Source organism: Azospirillum brasilense (genome assembly GCF_008365405.1).
GTDB classification, from domain to species: Bacteria; Pseudomonadota; Alphaproteobacteria; order Azospirillales; family Azospirillaceae; genus Azospirillum; species Azospirillum brasilense_D.
Map to the genome: position 1 here is coordinate 40,368 of NZ_QOKV01000002.1, position 20,298 is coordinate 60,665.

A 20,298-nucleotide genomic window follows, 5' to 3' on the forward strand; every position below is an offset into this window, starting at 1 on the left:
GGTTGATGGAGCAGACGACCGTCCGGTCATCCCGCCGGGCGGGCTCAGGTGGAGGAAACGTCATGACGGGAAATTCGGACAAGACTCAGGACCAGCCGCGCGGCGAGAAGAGCGTTCTCGGCAGCGAGCAGGAATTCAAGAAGGACGAACCGCAGGACGCCGGGCGGGACGAACGGGCGAAGGAGGACATCGGCCGCATGGGCGAAGCGTCCCGCCAGAACCGCAGCACGAAAGACGCGGGTTAGCAGCGCCCGATCTTTCCCAGATTCGTCCAACATCATGCCGAAGGACAGGTCCATGAAACAACTGCACATCCTGGCCGGTGCGTCTCTGCTGGCCTTTGCGTCGGCCGCGGCGGCGGTTCCGGCGTCGGCCCAAACCACGGGCGGCGCGATGCCTCAAGGCTCCGGAAGCCAAAGCTCCAGCCCATCGACCGGCGCTCTGCCGGACAACTCCCTGGCCGGGCAGCGGCAGGGCACCGTCGGCGGCGGGGTCACTCAAGGCGGCGGACAAAGCGGCACCTCCGGCTCCACGACGCCCGATTCTTCGGCGTCCGGTGCGTCCGGCGGTTCCACGAGCGGCACCGGCGCACTGCCGGACAACTCCCTGGCCGGACAGCGGCAGGGCACCATCGGTGGCGGCTCGGTGTCGCAGGGCGGCAATACCACATCCGAACCGCCGAAGCAGGGCTCCGGACAGTAGAGCCCTGTAAGGTCAACCGTTGACGGGGTGACTCGGGACGGCGTCGCGGACCGCCGCCAGCGCGGTCGGGTCCATGGCGCCGCCCCGGTTTCCTTCAGCGCACAGGGCCGTGCGGAAACCCAGATAATCGGGCGCGAGCGGCAACAGTAACGGAACGTCCTCAAGGCTCAGCGAGCCGGCAAGACCGGTGAGCAGGCCGTAACCGCCCGCCTGTGCCAGGAAGCGCGCCAGTTCGTCCTTCGTCTTGTGACGCAGCAACCCGCCGGAGCCTTTTCCCGCGGTGTCGAGCATGGCTCCGGCGAAGCCGGCTTTTGCGATATCGGGAAGCAGAGTGCCGGGGTCGGTCCAAAGATCGGCGAACAGCACGGCGACGATGCGGGTGCCCCGCCGGGCCGCCGGCGCCAATGCCTCGACGCAGCCCGCGGGATCGCCGGACGGAAACAGGCCGATCTTCACGTAATCGACGCCGCAGGCCCAGGTTTCGGCCACGCGCCCTGCCATGGCGGCGTGGTCCATCGGCAGGTCGCCCACGGTGGCGCTCAGCGGCGCGCGGACGGGCCATTGGCGGGCCGTATCGACGGCGCGGACGATGTCGTCCAGCGGCCATGCCCCGAGTGCACCCGTTTTCGGGTCCTTCAAATCCAGAATGTCCGCACCACCCCGTGCGGCGAGCGTCAGTTCCTCCAGGGACGCGACGCTGGCGAGCAGCCGGGTCATGGTGCCTTCTCCCCGCTCGCCCGGTGTTCGGCGATGCGGTCGAGCAGCCAGCCCCACGCCTCCAGCTCCACGGGACCGGAGGTCTTGCCGATGGCGATGGACAGATAGTCGATTTCGCGGTCGATCTTCTCGGGCGGCAGGAGATGCAGGCGGCTGACCAGGATCGCCCCCTCCACCACGGCGGCCTGCGCCCGGTTGAAGCCGCGGAAGGGGCGGTGGGTGACGAGATGCAGCGGGCGACAGTCCAGGCGCGGGCGCACGCCGTCATCCTCCACCGCGGCCACCTCCACCTCCTCGTGCGCCAGCGCCCCGGCGAGCACCGCGCCGCGGATGCGCTCCGCCGGGACGGTCGGCCAGTCGCGCCGCCTCCCGGTGACGCAGCCGGCGAACACCCGGACGTCGTCGGTGAAGTTCACCACCGCGCAGCGCGTGGCGAGCAGGTTGTCGAGCGTGCGCGACGGGCGGAAGGGGGCCAGGACATAGCCGGTCTCGGTCACCGTGGCGCCCATGGGGGCGACGTGGACGTTGCCCGCCGCGTCGCAGCTGGTGATGATGGTTTCGCGGATGAAGGTCACGTCCCGCGCCCTCCGGTGCCGTCCGGCGCGTCCACCGCCACGCCCCAGCGCAATTCGTTGTCCTGGCTGTAGCGCTTGCCGAGCTGCCAAGCGATCTGAGCGCGCGCCAGTTCCGCCCCGAGATAGAAGGCGTGCCCCATGTCGGTGCGAGGGTCGATGTGCGGGAGCAGGGCGAAGGGATCGCCGGCCACATGGTGCCCATCGCGGTTGTAGAGATGGAGGCCCCGCTCCGTCACCTCGATCCGGTAGTTCGGGTCGCGGATACGGGCGGCGAGGTCGGCCACCTGCTCCGGCGTGCTGGTGAAGGGCTTGCGGTCGCGCAGGCAGAGCAGGGCGTCGCCGAAATTGCGGGGCAGGGCGCCGGCCTCCGCGGCGGCGAAGAACTGGCGACGCGCCGCGTCGAACTCGCGGATGGTCCGGCGGCAATGGGGGCTGACCTGCACCGTCAGGATGTGGTCGATGCGCAGCTCGGAGACGATCCCCATCAGCAGCGCGGTCATCCCCGGCGTGTCGGCGTCGGTCAGCTCGGTGACGTTGCCGACGCCCATCAGGATTTCCAGGTCGGGATGGCGCGCCCGGACCTCGCGGTAGCGGAGCAGGGAGTCGGTAAAGCCATGGTGGATCGGCTCCAGGATCGGGTCGGCGATGCAGCGCCGCCCTGCGCCGCGGATGGTGTCCAGCGCCCGGTCGAGCGACGGCAGATCGCCCGGCGTGGTGGGGATGACGACGGGCACCGCGTCGGTCTCGCGGGCGACCCAGGCGGTTTCCTCGGTCAGGCTGAGCAGGTAGGAGGCTCCGGCCGACGCCCCGCGCAGCAACTCCCTGGGGTCGAGGGAATCGACGCTGACCGTGTGACCGGCCGCGCGCAGCGCCGTCACCGCCTCTTCCAGATGGGGGAAGGGGTGGTCGGGCAGTCCGCCGAGGTCGATCACGTCGGCCCCGTCCGCCGCGAAGCGGGCGGCGCGCTCCAGGATGGCCGGCACGCCGAGCAGCGGCGCCTCGACGATCTCGGCGAAGATCCTGGTGCGGTAGCGGCTGAGATCGAGCGGGGCGGCCTGACGCCGGAAATGCTGGGGCAGATCATCCAACTCGTCGGGACCGCGCTCGAAGGGCACGCCGAAATGGGCGGACAGCCGGTCGAGGTCGCCGCGGAATCGCCCCGGCAGCAGGACGAGGTCGGCCCCCTCGGTCGAGGCGAGGCGGCGCAGCACGATCTCCGTCGTCGCCAGCGCCGCGACCTTGATGCCGAGATTGACCACGGTGGTCCGGAACTCCAGCGGCTCCAGCGCGGCGAGCACACGGCGCAGGCGCGGTTCGGCCAGTGCGCCGGTCAGGAACAGGATGTGCTTGGGGCGCTCAGCCATCGGCATCCTGTTGATCGACGGGCAGGGTAAGGTGGGTGCCGCACGGGTTGCCTTGGTCCAGCGCCTTGGCGAAGCGCCGGTGGTCGTCCCGCGACACGCACCAGACGGCCCCGCCGTAGCGCGCCATGCGGTCCGGCAAGGCCGGATCGACGATGCCCTCTGTTACGAACTGCGTCACGGGGGCGACGGCGTCCGGCAATGGAGCGGACTTGACGAGGACCGCGCAGGTGGCGCCGAGCGCACCGGCCAGCCAGACCGCCAGACTGTCGGACGTGACGTCCCAGCTCTCCGCCACGTCGGCGCTGTCCGCCAGGGGAAGCGGCATCCAAACGGTCGGGCTCGGCCGGCCGCGCAGGTCGGCGAGGCTGCGGGCGGGTGTCAGCCGCGGCTCCAGGTCGGCCAAGGCGGTTCCGTACTGTTCCATGGCGAGCAGGGCCATGCGGTGCGCGGCGCGGTCGCCGAAGCCGAGCGCCGACTGAGCGTCGCGGACGGCGTCGGCAAAGGGACCACCGCCGGGGACGATCACGACACGCAGGCGCCGCGCCGCGGCCAGGATCTCCAGCCAGCTTCGCAGTTCAGGGGCGCGCCACAGGCTGCCGCCCAGCTTCACGACCCACAGTGGCGCGCTGCTCATGATCCCGTTTGCGCTCCCTCGGGGCGGGTGCGCTCGATCACCACGCCGACGCCGCCGGATTCCGGAACGACGTCCAGCTTCTCCACCTGCACCCGCGCGCGGGTCACATCCGGGTTGGAGAAGCACAGGGCGAGAATCCGGTCACCGAGCGTCTCGACGAGGTTCACATGGGCGCCGTCGCGCAGAGCGCGGATGCCGTCGATCAGGAAGTCGTAGGACAGCACCTCGTCCAGGCTGTCGGTCATCGGCCGGTCGGGCCAGGGCAGCGTCAGCGAGACGTTGATCCGGACGCGCTGCGTGCGCTCCTTCTCCTGGTCCCAGACGCCGATCCGGAACTGGTCCACATAATCGCGCAGCGTGATGTCGTAGTACCGGACGCGGCTCGCCGCCGGGCGGTACGGCACATAGGAGAGCAAAGCGTCGTCGGCCAAGCGATCCTCCTCCCCGTGTCGGACGAAGGTTGGCTCCCCCGCCTCGGATGTCGTCAGGGTTCGTCACCGGTTGGACGGCGGTGCGGCCAGCAGGCGGTGACGCAGCAGCCAGTCGACGCCGCGCCGCCATGACCGCTCGTTGTCGCCGCGGATGTCCGCGTTCGCGACGGCGATGACCTCGCCGTCTCCGGTACCGTCTCCGGTACCGTCTCCGGTGCGGCGCATTATAATCTGCATGTTGAGGATCAGCGTGCTGATCTTATGGATGAAACCCGTCACCACGATGTCCGCGCCGGCCCGGCGCCCGAGGTCGCGTTCGCAGCCGTTGCACCGATAGAGCGACGCCGGCACCTCCGCGGCGACGGCGCTGTCACGAACGCCGGTCACCGCGTAACCGCCGTCCTTCAGCCCGTCGCGCAGCAGCGCCGTAACTCGCTCCAGCCGTCCGGCATGATCCGGATCAGGGGCCTCCCGGCTGGTATCGACCAGTTCCAGATCGAAGACCAGAACCTTGGCCGGAGCCTGCGCCGCCGCCGGGACCGCACCGTTCAGCAGCAGGAACAGGAGCGCCGTCGCGGCGAATTCCGTCGGCCTCATCCGAATGCGTGGATGGGCAAGGGTGCCCGATATCCGGCAGACTCTCGTCATGCGTCACCGCTCCGCTGTCCTTGCCGTCGCGTTGCTCACCCTGGCGTCTGTCCCGGCGGTGTCCGTCCCGGCGGGAGCGGCCGGGAGCGATCCGGACTGGCCCTGCGTTCAGATCCTCGTGCCGACCCTGTCGTCCGGCCAGATCTGGCCCGGCGATCCCATCGAGGGGAAGGAAGGCGACTGGCGCGACATTCCCGGCACCGAACCGGTCCTGAAGCAGCTTCTCGACCGCCGGCTCGCTCCGGAGCAGGAGCAGGCGGCGATCGACCGCTTCGCCGACCAGTTGGAGGCAAACGGCGCGGCGGCGGAGCGCAACGCCGCCCTCACCGCCCTGTTTGCCGGTGCCTTCGACGCGCTCAACCAGGAGCGCGGCCAAGCCATTTCGGCCATCAAGCGCTACGCCCACCAGCAGCGCGTCCTGCTCGACAGCATCGACGCGGCGCTCGCCCGTCTCCAGGCGCTTCCCGCCGACGCCCCCGAGGCGACGGCCCTGCGCGAGGAGATCGCGTGGCGGCGGCGCATCCTCGACGAGCGGCGGCGCAATCAGACGGCGCTGTGCGAGCAGCCGGTCCAGTTCGAACAGAAGGCCGGCCGCATCGCCCGGGACATCGCCGCCCGCCTGGACTGAGGCGAGCGGGTTCGATCAGTTCGACGCGCCGCCGGCGAAGGGTTCGATGGTCTCCAGCCCGTATCCCGCCTCCTGCCAGCGCATGGCGCCGTCGGAATACCAGTAGACGTTGCCGTACCCCCACTCCACCGCGCGCTTCGCGGCGTTCCAGGACATCCAGCAATCCGGCTCGCAGAAGAAAACCAGCCGGGCGGCCCGATCCCCGTGGCTCACGGTCGCCAGCCCGGTGCGGAAATAGCGCTCCTGCTCGACCGACAGGCTGCCGTAGCCGACGTTGGGCAGCCAGACCGCCCCCGGCAGGCTGCGGCGTGGCGGCGGCACCCACACGGCCGGCGCCGGGCGGTCCGCCGGGCGCGGCGGCGCCGGCATCACGTCGATCAGCCGCGTGTCGGGATAATGCTCGATCAGCCGCCGCAGCTCCGCCAGAGTCACGGTGGAAGCACCGGACAGGCCGGCGGGGGTCGGGGCGCGGTACTGGTCCATCCGGTAGCCCGGCGGCTCGATGGCGGCGGCGGTCTTCAGCGCGCCGTCGGGGCCGATGATCGGGACGTGGTAGCGCAGCAGAATGCGGTCGATGTCGTCCTGGCGGCGCTTGATGAAATCGTTGAGCCAGTGCTTCCATTCCGGCTCGTCGGAGCGGATGCCCATGGAGATGTTGAATTGCAGCCGGGCGACCGCCGGTTCCTTGACCAGCGGAACGACGGTCAGCGGCTCCGTCTGCTGGGCGGCGAAATAGCCGGCGATCGGTCCCCAGATCACCGCGGCGTCGGTCCGGCCGGCGGCCACGTCCTCGATGGCGTCGCGGGCCGGGTTGTTGGCGCGCGTGTCGGTGTTGAGCTGGTAGGGCTCCGTCCGGGTGATGCCGTAAAGGCGCAGCAGGTTGACCGCGGGCGTCTTTTCGACGACGCCGATGCGGGCGTCCTTCAGGGACGGGTCGCCCACGCTTTCCGCCCGGATGCCCGATCTGGTGCGGTAGACGAGGGAGTAGACGGTCCGGTAATAGGGGTTGGTGTTCTGCATCAGCTCTTCGCCGGACGCCGTTCCCATCACGAGGTCGCACTGCCGCGCGCGCAGCGTGTTGCGGACGAAGCCGATGGTCTGCGGCCACCAGTAATAGGTCACCGGCTTCTTCAGGTCCTCGCCGATGAGCCGGGCGATCTCGTTCTCGAAACCCTCCATCCTTTCGTTGGAATAGGGCAGAAGGTTGCCGTCGGCGCAGACGCGCACGGTCTCGCGCTCCGTCACCTCGACGGCGTGGGCCGGCAGGGTGACGGACAGCAGAGCCGCGGCGATGGCAACGACGGTGAGCACAAAAGGAAATGCCATGAAGGGTCTTCCTCCGCCGGATCAGCCGCCGATGCGTTGCGGACGTCCGCCGGGCAGCACGCCGTCGGCCCGCGCCTTCAGGTAGCGGTAGATGTCGTCCAGGTGATCCATGATGTTCGGGTCGAGGCCGAAGGAAGGCATCACCTTGTCGCCGGTGGCGCCCTGATTCTGGCGGCCGTTGACGACGACCTCCTTGAACTCGTCGTAGCTGAGGCGTTTGAGCGAGTCCGTGAGGCTGGGGGCGAAGGACGACCCCGACGCGTCGAAGCCGTGGCAGGTGTGGCAGGTCGCGTGGAAGCGGCGGTAGCCGTTGTAGGTTCCCTTGTCCACCTGACCGTCCTTGACGATGTAGGTCGGTGTCCCGTCGGGCGTTGTCGGCGCGTCCTGCGCCAGGGCGGCGAAACAAGCGACGGTGCCCACCGTCAGCGCACCGGTCAGCAAGCCAAGTCTGCGTTTCATGGATGTCGAGATCCTTGCCCGGAAGCCGGGTCCCAGTGAATGCCGAAGGCTCTAAAGCAAAACCCCCGGTGCGTTGCGGCACCGGGGGCAGGTCTGCCGATCACTTCTGGTCCGGGATGTGGAACACCGTCAGGACGCCGCCGAGCTGGGTGTATTCTCCCAGCGATTGGTGGGCGCCGACCGCGCCGAGGCCGGCGGTCGCCACGCCCGTCCCACCGGCGCGGTTGGGATGGACGGCCTGATGCCACTGGTTCGCCCCGGATTCCTGGGTCAGACCGGCGGCGAGACCGATGCCGGCCCAGCCGCCGACGCCGGATAGGACGGCCACATACTGCTTGCCGTTGTGGGTGTAGGTGTTGATGTTGCCGATGATGCCGGACGGGGTCTTGAACCGCCACAGCTCCTTGCCGTCCTTCATGTCGACGGCGACGATATAGCCTTCCAGCGTCCCGTAATAGGCCAGGCCGCCCTTGGTGGTCAGTGCGCCGCTCCACACCGCGAAGCGCTCCGGCCGCGACCAGACGATCTTGCCGGCCGCCGCGTCCCAGGCGATGAAGTTGCCCATGCCGCCGTGCGAGTTCGGCGTCGGGTACATGGACACGGTCGAGCCGACATAGGCCTGCCCCGCCGTGTAGGAGACGGAGAACGGCTCGTAGTCCATGCAGATGTGGTTGGTCGGGACGTAGAACAGGCCGGTGTCCGGCGAGAAGGAGGCCGGCTGCTGGTCCTTGGTGCCGAGTGCTGCCGGGCACACGGCGGCGGTGTTCTTGTCCTCGCCGTTGGCGAAGGTGCTGTATTTGTCGACGACGTTCGGCCGTCCGGTCTTCATGTCGACGTCGGTCGCCCAGTTGACCGTCGGGTCGTATTTCTGCGCGACGAGCAATTCGCCGGTCGCCCGGTCCAAAGTGTAGGCGAAGCCGTTGCGGTCGAAGTTGACCAGGACCTTGCGCTGCTGGCCGTTCATGGTGATGTCGGCCAGGATGTTCTCGTTCACGCCGTCGAAGTCCCATTCGTCGAACGGCGTCTTTTGATAGACCCACTTCGCCTCGCCGGTCTCCGGATCGCGCGCGAAGATGGTCATCGACCATTTGTTGTCGCTCTTGGCCCGGTCCTTGTCGACGGCCCGCTGCGTCGGATTCCAGGTGCCGGGGTTGCCGGTGCCGTAATAGATGAGGTTGAGCGCCGGATCGTAGGTGTACCAGCCCCAGGTGGTCCCGCCGCCGCGCTTCCATTCCTCGCCCGGCCAGGTTGAGACGCCGAGATCCTTCTGCCCGATCGGCTTGCCCATCATCATCGTCTTCGACGGGTCGATCTTCACGTCGGCGTCGGGGCCGGTCGAGAAGGCCCGCCACACCATCTTGCCGCTGTTCGTGTCGTAGGCCGTCAGATGCCCGCGCACGCCGAACTCGCCGCCGCTGATGCCGACGAAGACCTTGTCCTTGACCACCAGCGGGGCCGCCGTCAGGGTCTCGCCCTTGGTGTGGTCGCCGTTCTTGGCCTTCCAGACCTCCTTGCCGGTCTTGGCGTCGAGCGCGACCAGCGTGTTGTCCGCCTGCGCCAGGAAGACCTTTCCGTCCGCGACCGCAACGCCGCGGTTGACGGTGTCGCAGCACATCACCGGAATGACGGTCGGGTCCTGGACCGATTCATATTTCCAGATGACCCGCCCCGGATTGTTGAGGTCCAGCGCGAAGACCTTGTTGGGGAACGGTGTGTGAATGTACATCACGTCGCCGACGACGATCGGCCCGCCCTCATGGCCGCGCAAAACCCCGGTCGAGAACGACCACGCGACCTGAAGATTCTTGACGTTGTTCGTGGTGATCTGGTCGAGGGGGCTGTAACGCTGCCCGGCATAATTGCCGAGCTGGGACGCCCAGTTGTTGGGGTTCGCTTCATTCTTGAGAATACTGTCGTTCGCAGAAACCGAGCCGGCGGCGACGACAGCGACAGACGCGAGAAGCCAGCGAGACAATACCTTCATGACGATCCCTCCCGTGATGGCGCTTATTGTTTACCCAAAAACCAATGGGCTTCTTGCTTATGATTGCGGCGCTGAGCGCAAAAGGGCGTTGTCGCGCGAATGTTATCGCGCGGTGTGTTCGGTTCTGAATTCAATATTCAGAAAAGCTGACGCCAAATTGTGACTTAATGCTATATTGGGACCATCTTCTCGTCAAGGCTTGGCCGAATAGAAAACACCAAACAATCGCCTTATGCCGGATTTATCCAGGACTGACCGCAAATTGGGAGTAAGTGGATAATCCTCCAAAACATGATTTTGTAATTTATTTATTTGCAGTTTCCGAAGCGAATTTTGTGCGTAGCAGCATTTTTTGCCGCAAAGCAACGCAACTGATCGCAACCCGATCCGCTATGCCGCCTGTTGATGAAGGTGTTCCGGCCTTCGTCCGTCTTGGCGGAATTGCTGAAGGCGCCGGCCGATCGGTCTTGCGTACAGGAATGACACGTCATGTTTGAACTGGTTCTGGTGATCTGTCTGGCCATGCGGCCGGACCAATGCGCCATCGAACGTCCGCCCTCCATCGAACGGTACCCGACCGCGGTGGAATGCACGCGCAACAGCTATGTCCACGTCGTGCATTGGCTTATGGAGCATCCCAAGTGGAATGTCCGCCAGTGGCGGTGCGAGCAGCCCGGGGCCTGACGCCAGCGCAGGTTGCTTCAAAGACACAGAATGCTTCACTCAACGTTCCGTTGACCTGCGGCGCGCCGACTCCAGACTTGCGCGAAGGCTTCTTTGGACCTTACGGCCCGTTCCGCTTCATCCGCTGCACCAACGGCTTCGCAAACTCCTAACGTTTAGGCATTGGTTAACCTTCGATGCCTAATGATTCGGCGCCCTGTGGTTTGGCTCATTTCCGAGCAGCCGGAATCGCGCGATCCTGTCCTCGTCCTGGGCATGGCATGCGGCTTGCTCTCGCTGATCCACACGATGTTGGCACAGCCGTGCCGTTGCGTTTTGGAGCGCCCGATGTTTGTTACCCTGTCGATGATCTTCTGCCTGGCGTCCGACCCGACCCAGTGCCGGACCATCAATCCGATGGTTCCCGACACCGAACCCCTGACCATGTCGAGCTGCCCGATCGCCGGTCAGATCGAGAGCGCCAAGTGGATCAACGACCACCCGAAGTACGAGCTTCAGCGCATCCAATGCACGGTGGGCAAGCGGTTCAAGCAGCAGGGCGCGTGAGGGTTTGACGGGGGACGGCTCGGTGTCGTCTCACGCCAGCGCCGCGGCCCGGCGCAGGTCGGCCACGAACTCCGCCTGCGCCCGCCGCCGTTCCTCGTCTCCCGGAAGCCTCAGCAGGTAGGAGGGGTGGACGGTGACGAAGCCGCTCCACCCATCGAAGGCCATCCGACCGCGCTCGCGCAGCACCGAAACGGGCCGGCCGGTCAGCGCCAGGGCCGCGGTCGCCCCCAGCGCGACGACGAGGCGGGGGCGGACGAAGCCCAGCTCCGTCATCAGCCACCAGCGGTAATGCTTGACCTCGCCGGCGGTGGGCGACTGGTGGATGCGCCGCTTGCCGCGCTGGAGGAATTTGAAATGCTTGACGGCGTTGGTCAGGTAGAGGCCGCCGCGGTCGATGCCGGCTTCCTCCAGCGCGGCGGTCAGCAACTGGCCGGCGGGGCCGACGAAGGGGCGGCCCTCGCGATCCTCCTGGTCGCCCGGCTGCTCGCCGACGATGGCGATGGCCGCACCCTCCGGCCCTTCGCCCAGCACCGCCTGTGTCGCGCCCGGCACCAGCGGTTCGGAGCGTTGGATCAGGCGGTTCAGTTCGGCGAGGCTGTCCGGGGCCTGCCGGGCCATCGCCGCCACGGCCTTTTCGGGCATGCGGCGGCGTGGGATTGCGGCCTCCGCCTCCAGCATCGCCTGGACGCGGGCGGGGGCGGAGCGGACCATGGCCGGGATGGCCGCCGTCTCCGGCATGTTGGCCCAGTATTTCCGGGGCATCTCCGCCCGCATGGCCGTCGGGTTGACCCGCGCCGGGTTGAAGGTGCTCTCGTAATAGCGTTGCCAACCCTCGGCGAAACGGTCGTCGGCAAAGCGGTCATGGGCCAGCGCGTCCGGACGCTCGGCGGGCGGGCCGGTCATCAGGCGCTGGCGGTCCCAGTGCAGCGAGCCCTTCGGCGTCAGGATCGTCCACACCATGCTTTCGAAGCGCTCGACGAAGAAGGGGGCGACGGCCTCGACGATGTGGTGGTCGGGTTCGAACCACGCCGCGTAGCGTTCTCCGTCGTCCAGGCTGGGCAGAGGAGGGGGCAGCGCGCGGAAGCGCAGGAAGGCGTGCATCTTGTGGATGTCCCGCCGCACCGCCTTGTCGAGCCGCTCCAGCCGGTGCACCAGTGGGTCGGCGTGCTGGTCGAGCAGAGCCCGCTCCCCGTTCAGCACCCGCCAGACCAGCCGGTAGAGCAGGGCGTAGCGTTCCGGATCGCCGTGGCAGACAACGGTTTCGATCCGTTGCCCGACCGCCTGGGGCAGGAAGACCGGGGCGCCGTTCTTGGAAGCGGGCGCCGTCTCGTCGCCGAACAGCGACGGCGCGCCGACGCTCCACAGCACCGTGTCGGGCGCCGTCCGGGCGGCGGCGAGGCGGCGCACCGCCCGGCGGAATCCGTCGAGGTCCGCCCCCTCCCGCAAGGTGATCGTGTGCATCGTCAGAACAGGCTCAGCTGGCTGGACGGGTGACCAGCCGCTGGCGCAGATCCAGCCGGTCGGTCAGCCCACCCACGGGGTGGTAGTCGGCGGCGATCAGGAAGGGGCGCGCCCGCCGCAATCCGCTCGACAGCCGCCCCAGATCCTCCATGCGCAGGCGGGTGTGGCGGCGCGCCGACAGGATCTTGTCGACGGCGCGGGCGCCCAGCCCCGGCACCCGCAGCAGCATCTCGCGGTCGGCGCGGTTGACGTCGACCGGGAAGCGCTCGCGGTTCTTCAGCGCCCAGGCCAGCTTTGGGTCGATGCCGAGGTCGAGCATCCCGCCCTCGCCGCCGGAGGCGATCTCCTCCACCGTGAAGCCGTAGTAACGCAGCAGCCAGTCGGCCTGATACAGCCGGTTCTCCCGTTGCAGCGGCGGCGGCTTGACCGGCAGCACCGAACTGGCCTCCGGGATCGGGCTGAAGGCGGAGTAATAGACGCGGCGCAGCCCGTAGCGCTGGTAGAGCGTGCCGCTGGTCTCCAGGACCGAGCGGTCGGTGGCGTCGTCGGCGCCGACGATCAGCTGGGTGCTCTGGCCGGCGGGGGAGAAGCGGCGCCGTTCCTCCTTGGCCTCGACGATGCGCTCGTTGACCTGCCCCATCACCGCCTTGATGGTGCCGCCGTTCTTCTCCGGCGCGAAGGCCTTCAGGCTGTGGTCGGAGGGCAGTTCGAGGTTGATCGACAGGCGGTCCGCCCACAGCCCGGCCTGCTCGATCAGCCAGGGGCTGGCCTCGGGGATGGTCTTCAGGTGGATGTAGCCGGCGAAGCCGTGGTCGCGCCGCAGCGTCCGCGCCACCAGCATCATCTGCTCCATCGTGTGGTCCGGCGAGCGGATGATGCCGGAGGACAGGAACAGCCCCTCGATGCAGTTGCGCTTGTAGAAGCCCAGCGTCAGTTCCACCACCTCCGCCACCGTGAAGCGGGCACGGCGGACGTTGGAGGAGCGCCGGTTGATGCAATAGACGCAGTCGAACAGGCAGTGGTTGGTCAGCAGGATCTTCAGGAGCGAGACGCAGCGCCCGTCCGGCGTGTAGGCGTGGCAGATGCCGGCACCGGTGGTCGAGCCCAGCCCCTCCTTGCCGCCGCGGCGCGGCTTGGCGCCGGACGAGGCGCAGGAGGCGTCGTATTTCGCCGCATCGGCCAGAATGCCGAGCTTCTCGATCAAGGCGTCGTCCATCGTCCCATCCCACGCTGTGTGTGTTCTTAATATGTTCCCATGAGGTGACGAGGCAAGCGGCGGATGCGGTGGTGGGTGAGACAAAGTCTGACCGGCATCCCCGGGGCAATCTTGGATGGAAGCAAGGCAGGACCACATATCCTGGATGATCCCAATTCCACCGTTCTGGCTCGGCCGCCGCACTGTCCTCGCCGCCACCGTCGCGTCCTTCGGCTGTGCCCTGACGCGCCCGCTGCTTGCCACCCAACCCGCGGCCGGGGTCGCGTTCGATCCGGCCTTGCTGGACCGCGCAATCAAGCGGGCGGCTGGGCTCGATCAGATCCACGCGCTGGTCATCGGGCGGCATGGGGAAGTGGTGTCGGCGGAGGCCTTCCGAGGGCCGGCGGTGAACCGTGCCGTCAACGTCAAGTCGGTGTCCAAGACCATCGCCGCCTCGCTCGCCGGCATCGCCATCGATCGCGGCGTCCTGCGGGGCGTCGATGTGCCGTTGGCCGAGGCGGCTCCGGGGCTGGTCCCGGCGGGCGTCGATCCGCGGGTGCGCCGGATCACCATCGCCGACCTGCTGACCATGCAGGCCGGTCTGGAGCCGACTTCGGGGCCGGGCTACGGCCGCTGGATCAACAGCCGCAACTGGGTCGTCGACGCGCTGCGCCGTCCCTTCGTCACCGAGCCGGGCGCGCGGATGCTTTATTCGACCGGGAGCTACCATCTGCTGGGTGCGGCGCTGGCCAGCGCGTCGGGGCGCAGCCTGCTGGCCCTGGCGCGGGAGTGGCTGGGTGAGCCGCTGGGGATCGACGTGCCGTCCTGGACGCGCGACCCGCAGGGCTTCTATCTCGGCGGCAACAACATGGCGCTGTCGCCGCTCGACCTCTTCCGCTTCGGCGAGCTGTGGCGGCAAGGCGGGCGGTGGAACGGACAACAGGTCATCAGCGCCGCCTGGGTGCGGGATTCCTGGGTGCCGCGTACGCGCTCCCCGTTCTCCGGCGACGACTACGGGTACGGCTGGTTCCTCGCCGAGGCGAAGGGACACCGCATCGCCTACGCGCGCGGCTACGGCGGGCAGATGCTCTATCTGGTGCCCGGCCTGGGGCTGACCGTCGTCGTCACCTCCGACCCCGGCCGGCCGGCGCGGTCGGATGGCCATGTCGGCATGCTCAACGCCCTGCTGACCGACGCGATCATCCCGGCGGCGGAAATGGCCTGACCGGCTGGCGGGTCAGGCGGACAGCGTGTCACTGCGCAACCGCCGCATCACGTCCCGTCGCGGCAGCCAAGCCACCAGCACGGCCCCGACCGCCGCCATCGCGGCGACGGTCCCGAGGAAGGCGGCCAGGGGAACAGCGCCTCCGGGGAGGGGAGCGCCGTCGGCAAGGCTGGCGACCACCGCCGCCCCGCCGACCCAGCCGAGCGGCACCGCGACCGCGGCGACCGCGGCACCCAGGACGGCGAATTCCAGCACCACCGCCTGCATCATCGAACGCCGCCCGACCCCGAGGGCGTGCATGATCGCCATTTCCTGAAGGCGGCGCCGGGCGCTGCTGGCGATGGCGCCGAGAAGGACCAGGGCCGCCGCTCCGAGGGCGACGGCGGACAGGCCATCCAGCAACCCGCGCACGGTCTGGACGGTCGACCCAAGCGTGTTCAGAACCTCCGTAACGCGGACGGTGGGAGCCTGGGGGATCGCCTGCGCCACCGCCGCCTCCACCGCGGGAACCACTTCGGGCGGTGACCAGACGGCGGCGACGAGGCTGTGCGGCGGCGGTTCCGGGAAGGAGGAGAGGATAACCGGAAAATCCAGGTCGAGCCGCGTCCAGTCGATGCGCCGGAGGTTGGCGACCGTCGCGGTCACCGGGCCGCTCGCCAGGGCCAGCGTGACGCTGTCGCCCACCGCCAGCCCCAGCCGGCGGGCCACCTGCGCGTCCAGCGAGGCGAGCGGCGGACCGGCGTAGCCTTCGGGCCACCAATCCCCCGCCACGATCCGGTCGGTGGGGACGGGGCGGTCGCGCCAGGACAGGCCGCGGTCGCCGCGCACCGCCCAGCCGACGGAGCGCGGGGCATCCGCCTCGGTGACGGCAACGCCGTTGAGGCGGCTGATCCGGGCGTGAAGGAAGGGCGCCGTCTCGACCCGCCCGACGCCGGGCAGGGCGGAGAGCCGTTCGCTCAAGCGGTTGCCGTCCGGCGGTGGAACGTTCAGCACGACGACGGAGGGCGTCTGCGTCGGCAGCGTCGCCACGACATGGCCGGTCGCCGACCGTCCGACCACGCCGACCGCCACCAGCAGGGTCAGGCCGATGCCCAGCGCGACGGCCACTGGGACCGTCGGCGCGCCGGGGCGCCCGAGGTTGGCGACGGCCAGCCGGACCACCGGCCGCCGCCCGCGCGCCAGCCGGCGGGCCATCCCCGCGAGCCCGCAACCCAGCAGCGCAAACGCCGCCGCCACCAGCCCGGCGGCGAAGAGGAAGCCGGCGACCGCGAGCGGCATCCCCGTCCAGGCGGCGAGCAGACCAGCGAGCGCCAGCCCCAGAAGCGCGACGGCGCCACGGGTCCGCCACCCCAACGGCTGGGACAAGCCATCCACCGCCCCCCGCCAGATCGCGGCGGGGCTGGTTCCGGCGGCGCGGGCCAGCGGCGGCACGGCGCAGAGCAGCGCCGCCAGAAGCCCGACCGCTCCCGCCAGCAGCAAGGCCGCCGGATCGACGGCACCGCCCGTCTCCGGCATCCAGTCGAGCGGCAGCGCGTTCTCCGCCATCGCGGCCAGGGCGGCACCGGTCGTCACGCCGATCAGCAGCGCCACGCCGACCACGGCCAGCGTCTGCAGCAGGAAAGCGGTGAAGAGAAGGCGCGGCGAGCCGCCCAGCGCCTTCAGCGTCGCCAGGACCGGCAACCGCCGAGCGAGGTGCGCCGACAGCGCCCGGCCGACCCCGACTCCGCCGATCAGCAGGATGGACAGCGATCCCAGAAGGAACAGCGCGCGGGCGAGGTGCACGGTGCGGTCCACGCCCGGAATGCCGTGTGAGGCATCGACGATCCGCCATCCGGCGTCGGGGAAGCGCTCTTCCAGATCGCGCAGGACGGCGTCGGAGCGGACCGTCTCCGGCAAGACGACGCGATAGTACCAGTAGACGGGCATCCCCGGCTCCGCGAGGCCCGTCGCGTCCAGCGCCCGACGGTCGATGACGACGCGCGGGCCGAGGGAGAAGGCGCGGAACGCCCGGTCCGGCTCATGCTCCAGCACGGCGCGGACCGCGACCTCGGCGGCGCCGAGCCGCAGCCGGTCGCCGACGCCCAGCGCCAGCGCGTCGAGGAGGTCGGCGGACACCGCGGCGCCCCATTGTCCGTCCCGGTGGGCCACAGCCTCGGCCAGGGACAGGGCGCCGGACACCGTCGCCGCGCCGACCAGCGGGTAGGTTCCTTCGACCGCCTTCAGTTCGACCAGGGCGCGGGCGCCGCCGGTCACCGTTGAGGCGACGGGCCGCAATTCCGCCGTCTCGCCGACCTTGCCCATCGTGTCGAGGACGGCCCGCTGCTCCGGCGTGGCCGGGGCGTGGAACAGGCGCAGGGAGAGATCGCCGCCGACCGCCTCGCGCGCGGTGGCCCGCATCCCGTCGAGCACGCCGCCGCTGAGCGAGCCGACGGCGGCCATCATGGCGGTCCCCAGCGCCACCCCCAGGACGACGATCCAAAGTCCGGCGACGCCGCCCCGCAGGTCCCGCCAAGCCAGCCGCAACGCGATGCGCAGATGAGTCATGGCGGACATATCGTGAAGGTCCCGCCGGCCGGCAACCGGTTCCGTTGCCTACGACGTCCCTCTCCCGTCCCGGGAGAGGGAAGGGACCCGCGCGAAGCGTGGGAAGGGTGAGGGTAAAGCCGAGAATCAGCGCCCTGATCCTCGCACGACCCTCACCCGGCGCCTTCGGCGCCACCCTCTCCCGGGGCGGGAGAGGGATTGAGCGACAGATGCAGCCGCCGCCGGTGGCGGGGCGGCAGGGGATGGGCGGACTGGACCGCCGCCAGGGCGCGCAGACGCTCCGCCAGGGCGGGCGGGAAGGGTGTCACCTTGCGGGTCCGCAGATCGACGTGGATCGACAGCTGTTCCATGGTCGCGGCGACCGACCCGTCGTCGGCCCGGCGGATCTCCAGCAGGCTCAGCAGCCGCTTGTCGTCGGCGTCAAGCAGCCGCAAGGCCACCTGCAAGGGCGTTCCGACGCGCAGTTCCCGCCGGTAATGCACCGCCACATCGACGACAAACAGGCCGAACCCCTCGTCCCGCGTGTAGGTCTCGCCCAGCCCCCAATGCTCCATCAGGGTGTAGCCGACCTCGTCGAACAGGGCGACGTAGCGCACCATGTTCATGTGGCCGTAGAGGTCGATCCAGCTCTCTTCGACGGTGTGCACGTCGGACAGCAGGATGTCGGACGGCAAGATGTCCGGCGGCAGGGCGTGGTCCTGGGTCATGGGGTGCCTTGGAGGGGGGAGGTCTGGTCCGGCGGGAACACGCCGCGCAACCATTGCCGGATGGCGGAAATGACCGGGGTGTTCCAGCGGTGGACCGGAGCGATGAAGTAATAGCCGCCGATGGTGACGTTGCTGTCGACCATCTCGACCAGTTCGCCGTTGGCCAGCGGCTCGGTCACCAGCAGGTCGCTGACCAGGGCCACGCCGCGCCCCAGCCGCGCCGCCTCGATGGTCAGATGCGCTTGCCATAGACGGGGGCCGCGCAGCCGGGGGATGTCGGCGATGCCGGCCTCCTCCAGCCAGGCTTCCCACATGCCGGTGGACTGCTCGTGGATCAGCGGCAGGCCGACAAGGTCGGCGGGCGTGCGCACGTCGGGGTAGCGCGCCTTGAATTCCGGGCTGGCGATGGCGAGGATGCGCGGCCGCGCGAACATCTCCGAGCGCAGCCCGTCGGCGACGGAGCCGCCGTCCTCCAGATACATGATCTCCGCGTCGGCCTCTTCCCGGCTGAAGTCGGGGCGGGTCGAGGTCGGCTGCAGGATCACCTCCCGCCCGGTCAGCGCCTCCTCCAGCTCCGGCAGGCGGGCGAGCAGACAGCGCGACGCCAGCCCGGCGAGGCAGCAGATGTGCACCGCCTCCATCCCGCCGTTGCGCAGCTCGTTGCTGGCCTCGCCGATCAGGTCGAAGGCGCGGCGGAGCTGGGCGGCGTAGCGGATGCCCTCGCGGGTCAGGGACAGGCCGCGCCCCGACTTCGCCACCAGCTTCACCCCCACCGCCTGCTCCAGATTCTGGATGTGGCGCGACACCACCGTGTGGGAGACCGCCAGCTCGTCGGCGGCGGCCCGCACCGTGCCCTGACGGGCGAAGATGTCGAAGGCGCGAAGCGCGAGGAGGGGCGGAAGGCGGCGCGCCATGCGGACCTTTGGGCTGTGGACGGAAGCCGGGGCGAGGCTGGGAGCGATCCCGGCGGCAGTGATCTCGACAGCAGTATGAAACATTTCCGCCAGCACCGCACGCGCCCCTTCGCCGCCCGCCGCCCGCCGCTCTCCCCCCGCGCCGCCGGCCATCACACCACCGCGTCGCGACGGAAGGCGCCGATCTCGTCGGGGCTGAAGCCGAGATCCGCCAGGATGGCGTCGGTGTGCTCGCCCAGCCGCGGCGCCGGGCTTTCCGCCGGCAGGGGGGCTTCCGGCATGGTGATCGGCACGGCGGCGAAGCGCTTGCCCGAGCCTTCCGGCACCTCCACGACCATCTTGCGGTGGACCACCTGGGGATCGTTCAGCGCGTCCGGCACGCTGTTGATCGGGCTGGCCGGCACGTCGGCGTCCTCCATCGCGTCCAGCCAGGCGTCGCGCCCGCGGGTGAGGAAGACCTCGCGCAGCAGCGGCTCCAGCTCCGCATGGTTGGCGTTGCGGGCCGAACCGGTGGGGAAGCGCGGGTCGGACAGCAGATGCTCCAGCCCCATGGCGCGGCACATCCGGTCCCACTGCTCGTTGGTGTCGACGCAGATGGCGATGGGCTTGTCGGCGGTGGGGAAGGCCTGGAAGGGGGCGATCAGCGGGTGGCGGCTGCCCAGCGCCCGCGGCGTCTCCCCGGCGTTCAGGAAGCGGGCGATGGCGTTCTCCATAAGCGCCAGCTGGCAATCCAGCATCGCCACGTCGATGAAGCTGCCCTCGCCCGTGCTGGTCCGCTTCTGCAGGGCGGCGAGGATGCCGACGGCGGCGAACAGGCTGGACCCGATGTCGCCGATCGACGCGCCGACCCGGCAGGGATCGCCGCCCGGTTCGCCGGTGATGCTCATCATGCCGGACATCGCCTGGGCCACCACATCGAAGCAGGGCCGGTGGCGGTAGGGGCCGTCCTGCCCGAAGCCGGAGATCGAGGCGTAGACCAGCCGTGGATTCACCGCCTTCAGATCGTTGTAACCCAGCCCCAGCCGGTCCATCGCCCCGGCCCGGTTGTTCTCCACCAGCACGTCGCAGGTGGCGACGATCTTCTTGAAGATCTCCTTGCCCTTTTCCTCCTTCAAGTTGAGCGTCAGACTCCGCTTGTTGCGGTTGACGCTGAGGAAGTAAATGCTTTCCTCCTCGCTGAAGGGGGCAATGATGCGGGTGAAATCGCCCTTGCCGGGACGCTCGATCTTGATGACCTCCGCCCCCAGCGCGCCGAGCAGCCAGGTGCTGTAGGGGCCGGCCAACATGTGCGTGAGATCGACCACGCGCACGCCGGCCAGGGGGCCTTCGCGGCGTTGCGTATCGGTGTTGAGCATGCAAGATCCTTCGGATGGCCGGACGCCGCGCAGGCGGTCCGGGGCGGGGCCGCGCGCCCGGCTGGAAACCGGTCCGGTCCAGGGCGGCGGCGGGAATGCGACACCCAAAGGCTTGCGCCACGGCGGCCGGAAAACAATCGCTTAGTTTGGCCCAATCCGGTGCATGGAAGGCACCGTTCCGCGGATTTGCTGGGTGTGA

22 protein-coding genes are annotated in these 20,298 nt (G+C 69.2%); 7 read left to right on the plus strand and 15 right to left on the minus strand.

Annotated elements, in window-relative coordinates; all coding sequences use genetic code 11:
- Positions 1–62: 62 nt before the first annotated feature.
- A complete protein-coding gene (locus tag DS837_RS04550) occupies positions 63–245 on the plus strand; it encodes a hypothetical protein (RefSeq protein ID WP_149163645.1) in 183 nt (60 codons plus the stop codon).
- Between the two features lie 52 nt (positions 246–297).
- Positions 298–702 carry a hypothetical protein gene (locus DS837_RS04555; protein WP_149163646.1) on the plus strand — a complete coding sequence of 135 codons (405 nt, stop codon included), beginning with the start codon at positions 298–300 and terminating at the stop codon, positions 700–702.
- A 12-nt stretch (positions 703–714) separates the two neighbouring features.
- Here the strand turns inward: DS837_RS04555 and DS837_RS04560 are convergent, their stop codons facing one another.
- The 6 genes from DS837_RS04560 to DS837_RS04585 all read right to left on the minus strand — a co-directional run bounded on the left by DS837_RS04560 (position 715) and on the right by DS837_RS04585 (position 5,020).
- Entirely contained in the window at positions 715–1,419 is a 705-nt protein-coding gene (locus DS837_RS04560; RefSeq protein ID WP_149163647.1) for a (5-formylfuran-3-yl)methyl phosphate synthase, read from the minus strand.
- A complete protein-coding gene (locus DS837_RS04565; protein ID WP_149163648.1) occupies positions 1,416–1,994 on the minus strand; it encodes a DUF447 domain-containing protein in 579 nt (192 codons plus the stop codon). The genes DS837_RS04560 and DS837_RS04565 overlap by 4 nt, the downstream gene beginning before the upstream one ends.
- On the minus strand, positions 1,991–3,358 hold the full coding sequence (locus tag DS837_RS04570; RefSeq protein WP_149163649.1) for a DUF6513 domain-containing protein: 1,368 nt from the start codon (positions 3,356–3,358) through the stop codon (positions 1,991–1,993). Before DS837_RS04570 ends, DS837_RS04565 begins: the two co-directional genes overlap by 4 nt.
- The gene (locus DS837_RS04575) at positions 3,351–3,992 is read right to left on the minus strand and encodes an amino acid kinase family protein (RefSeq protein ID WP_149163650.1); all 642 of its coding nucleotides are present in this window, start codon (positions 3,990–3,992) and stop codon (positions 3,351–3,353) included. The genes DS837_RS04570 and DS837_RS04575 overlap by 8 nt, the downstream gene beginning before the upstream one ends.
- Positions 3,989–4,423: a dihydroneopterin aldolase gene (locus DS837_RS04580; RefSeq protein WP_149163651.1), complete on the minus strand. Its 435-nt coding sequence runs from the start codon at positions 4,421–4,423 to the stop codon at positions 3,989–3,991. The genes DS837_RS04575 and DS837_RS04580 overlap by 4 nt, the downstream gene beginning before the upstream one ends.
- Before the next feature lie 63 nt (positions 4,424–4,486).
- Positions 4,487–5,020: a DUF3280 domain-containing protein gene (locus DS837_RS04585; protein ID WP_149163652.1), complete on the minus strand. Its 534-nt coding sequence runs from the start codon at positions 5,018–5,020 to the stop codon at positions 4,487–4,489.
- A gap of 49 nt (positions 5,021–5,069) precedes the next feature.
- Here DS837_RS04585 and DS837_RS04590 point away from each other — a divergent pair, with 49 nt between their 5' ends.
- On the plus strand, positions 5,070–5,699 hold the full coding sequence (locus DS837_RS04590) for a hypothetical protein (RefSeq protein WP_149163653.1): 630 nt from the start codon (positions 5,070–5,072) through the stop codon (positions 5,697–5,699).
- Between the two features lie 15 nt (positions 5,700–5,714).
- Here DS837_RS04590 and DS837_RS04595 read toward each other — a convergent pair whose 3' ends face one another.
- The 3 genes from DS837_RS04595 to DS837_RS04605 form a co-directional block, all read right to left on the minus strand.
- Positions 5,715–7,025 (minus strand): quinoprotein dehydrogenase-associated putative ABC transporter substrate-binding protein, encoded by a 1,311-nt coding sequence (locus DS837_RS04595; protein ID WP_247889765.1) that lies wholly within the window; start codon positions 7,023–7,025, stop codon positions 5,715–5,717.
- Positions 7,026–7,046: 21 nt separating this feature from the next.
- Positions 7,047–7,484 carry a c-type cytochrome gene (locus tag DS837_RS04600; RefSeq protein ID WP_149163654.1) on the minus strand — a complete coding sequence of 146 codons (438 nt, stop codon included), beginning with the start codon at positions 7,482–7,484 and terminating at the stop codon, positions 7,047–7,049.
- Between the two features lie 100 nt (positions 7,485–7,584).
- Positions 7,585–9,468, minus strand: coding sequence for a methanol/ethanol family PQQ-dependent dehydrogenase (locus tag DS837_RS04605; RefSeq protein ID WP_149163655.1), 1,884 nt, complete (start codon positions 9,466–9,468; stop codon positions 7,585–7,587).
- A gap of 272 nt (positions 9,469–9,740) precedes the next feature.
- Between DS837_RS04605 and DS837_RS04610 the strand changes: the two genes are divergently transcribed.
- From DS837_RS04610 to DS837_RS04625, 3 genes are all read left to right on the plus strand, one after another.
- Positions 9,741–9,965, plus strand: a complete 225-nt coding sequence (locus DS837_RS04610) for a hypothetical protein (protein WP_149163656.1) — start codon at positions 9,741–9,743, stop codon at positions 9,963–9,965.
- The gene (locus DS837_RS04615) at positions 9,958–10,152 is read left to right on the plus strand and encodes a hypothetical protein (RefSeq protein ID WP_149163657.1); all 195 of its coding nucleotides are present in this window, start codon (positions 9,958–9,960) and stop codon (positions 10,150–10,152) included. Before DS837_RS04610 ends, DS837_RS04615 begins: the two co-directional genes overlap by 8 nt.
- Positions 10,153–10,479: 327 nt before the next feature.
- Positions 10,480–10,698 carry a hypothetical protein gene (locus DS837_RS04625; RefSeq protein ID WP_035680398.1) on the plus strand — a complete coding sequence of 73 codons (219 nt, stop codon included), beginning with the start codon at positions 10,480–10,482 and terminating at the stop codon, positions 10,696–10,698.
- A gap of 30 nt (positions 10,699–10,728) precedes the next feature.
- On the opposite strand, the gene DS837_RS04630 is transcribed toward DS837_RS04625, so the two are convergent.
- Both DS837_RS04630 and DS837_RS04635 read right to left on the minus strand, forming a co-directional pair.
- Positions 10,729–12,159 (minus strand): UdgX family uracil-DNA binding protein, encoded by a 1,431-nt coding sequence (locus DS837_RS04630; RefSeq protein WP_149163659.1) that lies wholly within the window; start codon positions 12,157–12,159, stop codon positions 10,729–10,731.
- A gap of 13 nt (positions 12,160–12,172) precedes the next feature.
- Positions 12,173–13,375 carry a putative DNA modification/repair radical SAM protein gene (locus DS837_RS04635; protein ID WP_149163660.1) on the minus strand — a complete coding sequence of 401 codons (1,203 nt, stop codon included), beginning with the start codon at positions 13,373–13,375 and terminating at the stop codon, positions 12,173–12,175.
- Between the two features lie 145 nt (positions 13,376–13,520).
- Between DS837_RS04635 and DS837_RS04640 the strand changes: the two genes are divergently transcribed.
- Positions 13,521–14,579, plus strand: coding sequence for a serine hydrolase domain-containing protein (locus DS837_RS04640; protein ID WP_149163661.1), 1,059 nt, complete (start codon positions 13,521–13,523; stop codon positions 14,577–14,579).
- A gap of 12 nt (positions 14,580–14,591) precedes the next feature.
- Here the strand turns inward: DS837_RS04640 and DS837_RS04645 are convergent, their stop codons facing one another.
- From DS837_RS04645 to DS837_RS04660, 4 genes are all read right to left on the minus strand, one after another.
- Positions 14,592–17,132 (minus strand): ABC transporter permease, encoded by a 2,541-nt coding sequence (locus DS837_RS04645; protein ID WP_149163662.1) that lies wholly within the window; start codon positions 17,130–17,132, stop codon positions 14,592–14,594.
- Positions 17,133–17,275: 143 nt separating this feature from the next.
- Positions 17,276–17,830 (minus strand): thioesterase family protein, encoded by a 555-nt coding sequence (locus DS837_RS04650; RefSeq protein WP_149163663.1) that lies wholly within the window; start codon positions 17,828–17,830, stop codon positions 17,276–17,278.
- On the minus strand, positions 17,827–18,897 hold the full coding sequence (locus DS837_RS04655) for a LysR substrate-binding domain-containing protein (RefSeq protein ID WP_211102083.1): 1,071 nt from the start codon (positions 18,895–18,897) through the stop codon (positions 17,827–17,829). The genes DS837_RS04650 and DS837_RS04655 overlap by 4 nt, the downstream gene beginning before the upstream one ends.
- A complete protein-coding gene (locus DS837_RS04660) occupies positions 18,897–20,099 on the minus strand; it encodes a CaiB/BaiF CoA transferase family protein (protein WP_149163664.1) in 1,203 nt (400 codons plus the stop codon). Before DS837_RS04660 ends, DS837_RS04655 begins: the two co-directional genes overlap by 1 nt.
- Between the last annotated feature and the right edge of the window lie 199 nt (positions 20,100–20,298).

Bases quoted from the DNA above. Each gene is read 5' to 3' on its own strand.
- DS837_RS04550 (WP_149163645.1), top strand. From the start codon at position 63: ATGACGGGAAATTCGGACAAGACTCAGGACCAGCCGCGCGGCGAGAAG.
- DS837_RS04555 (WP_149163646.1), top strand. From the start codon at position 298: ATGAAACAACTGCACATCCTGGCCGGTGCGTCTCTGCTGGCCTTTGCG.
- DS837_RS04560 (WP_149163647.1), bottom strand. From the start codon at position 1,419: ATGACCCGGCTGCTCGCCAGCGTCGCGTCCCTGGAGGAACTGACGCTC.
- DS837_RS04570 (WP_149163649.1), bottom strand. From the start codon at position 3,358: ATGGCTGAGCGCCCCAAGCACATCCTGTTCCTGACCGGCGCACTGGCC.
- DS837_RS04575 (WP_149163650.1), bottom strand. From the start codon at position 3,992: ATGAGCAGCGCGCCACTGTGGGTCGTGAAGCTGGGCGGCAGCCTGTGG.
- DS837_RS04585 (WP_149163652.1), bottom strand. From the start codon at position 5,020: ATGAGGCCGACGGAATTCGCCGCGACGGCGCTCCTGTTCCTGCTGCTG.
- DS837_RS04590 (WP_149163653.1), top strand. From the start codon at position 5,070: ATGCGTCACCGCTCCGCTGTCCTTGCCGTCGCGTTGCTCACCCTGGCG.
- DS837_RS04595 (WP_247889765.1), bottom strand. From the start codon at position 7,025: ATGGCATTTCCTTTTGTGCTCACCGTCGTTGCCATCGCCGCGGCTCTG.
- DS837_RS04600 (WP_149163654.1), bottom strand. From the start codon at position 7,484: ATGAAACGCAGACTTGGCTTGCTGACCGGTGCGCTGACGGTGGGCACC.
- DS837_RS04605 (WP_149163655.1), bottom strand. From the start codon at position 9,468: ATGAAGGTATTGTCTCGCTGGCTTCTCGCGTCTGTCGCTGTCGTCGCC.
- DS837_RS04615 (WP_149163657.1), top strand. From the start codon at position 9,958: ATGTTTGAACTGGTTCTGGTGATCTGTCTGGCCATGCGGCCGGACCAA.
- DS837_RS04625 (WP_035680398.1), top strand. From the start codon at position 10,480: ATGTTTGTTACCCTGTCGATGATCTTCTGCCTGGCGTCCGACCCGACC.
- DS837_RS04630 (WP_149163659.1), bottom strand. From the start codon at position 12,159: ATGCACACGATCACCTTGCGGGAGGGGGCGGACCTCGACGGATTCCGC.
- DS837_RS04635 (WP_149163660.1), bottom strand. From the start codon at position 13,375: ATGGACGACGCCTTGATCGAGAAGCTCGGCATTCTGGCCGATGCGGCG.
- DS837_RS04640 (WP_149163661.1), top strand. From the start codon at position 13,521: ATGATCCCAATTCCACCGTTCTGGCTCGGCCGCCGCACTGTCCTCGCC.
- DS837_RS04645 (WP_149163662.1), bottom strand. From the start codon at position 17,132: ATGTCCGCCATGACTCATCTGCGCATCGCGTTGCGGCTGGCTTGGCGG.
- DS837_RS04650 (WP_149163663.1), bottom strand. From the start codon at position 17,830: ATGACCCAGGACCACGCCCTGCCGCCGGACATCTTGCCGTCCGACATC.
- DS837_RS04655 (WP_211102083.1), bottom strand. From the start codon at position 18,897: ATGGCCGGCGGCGCGGGGGGAGAGCGGCGGGCGGCGGGCGGCGAAGGG.
- DS837_RS04660 (WP_149163664.1), bottom strand. From the start codon at position 20,099: ATGCTCAACACCGATACGCAACGCCGCGAAGGCCCCCTGGCCGGCGTG.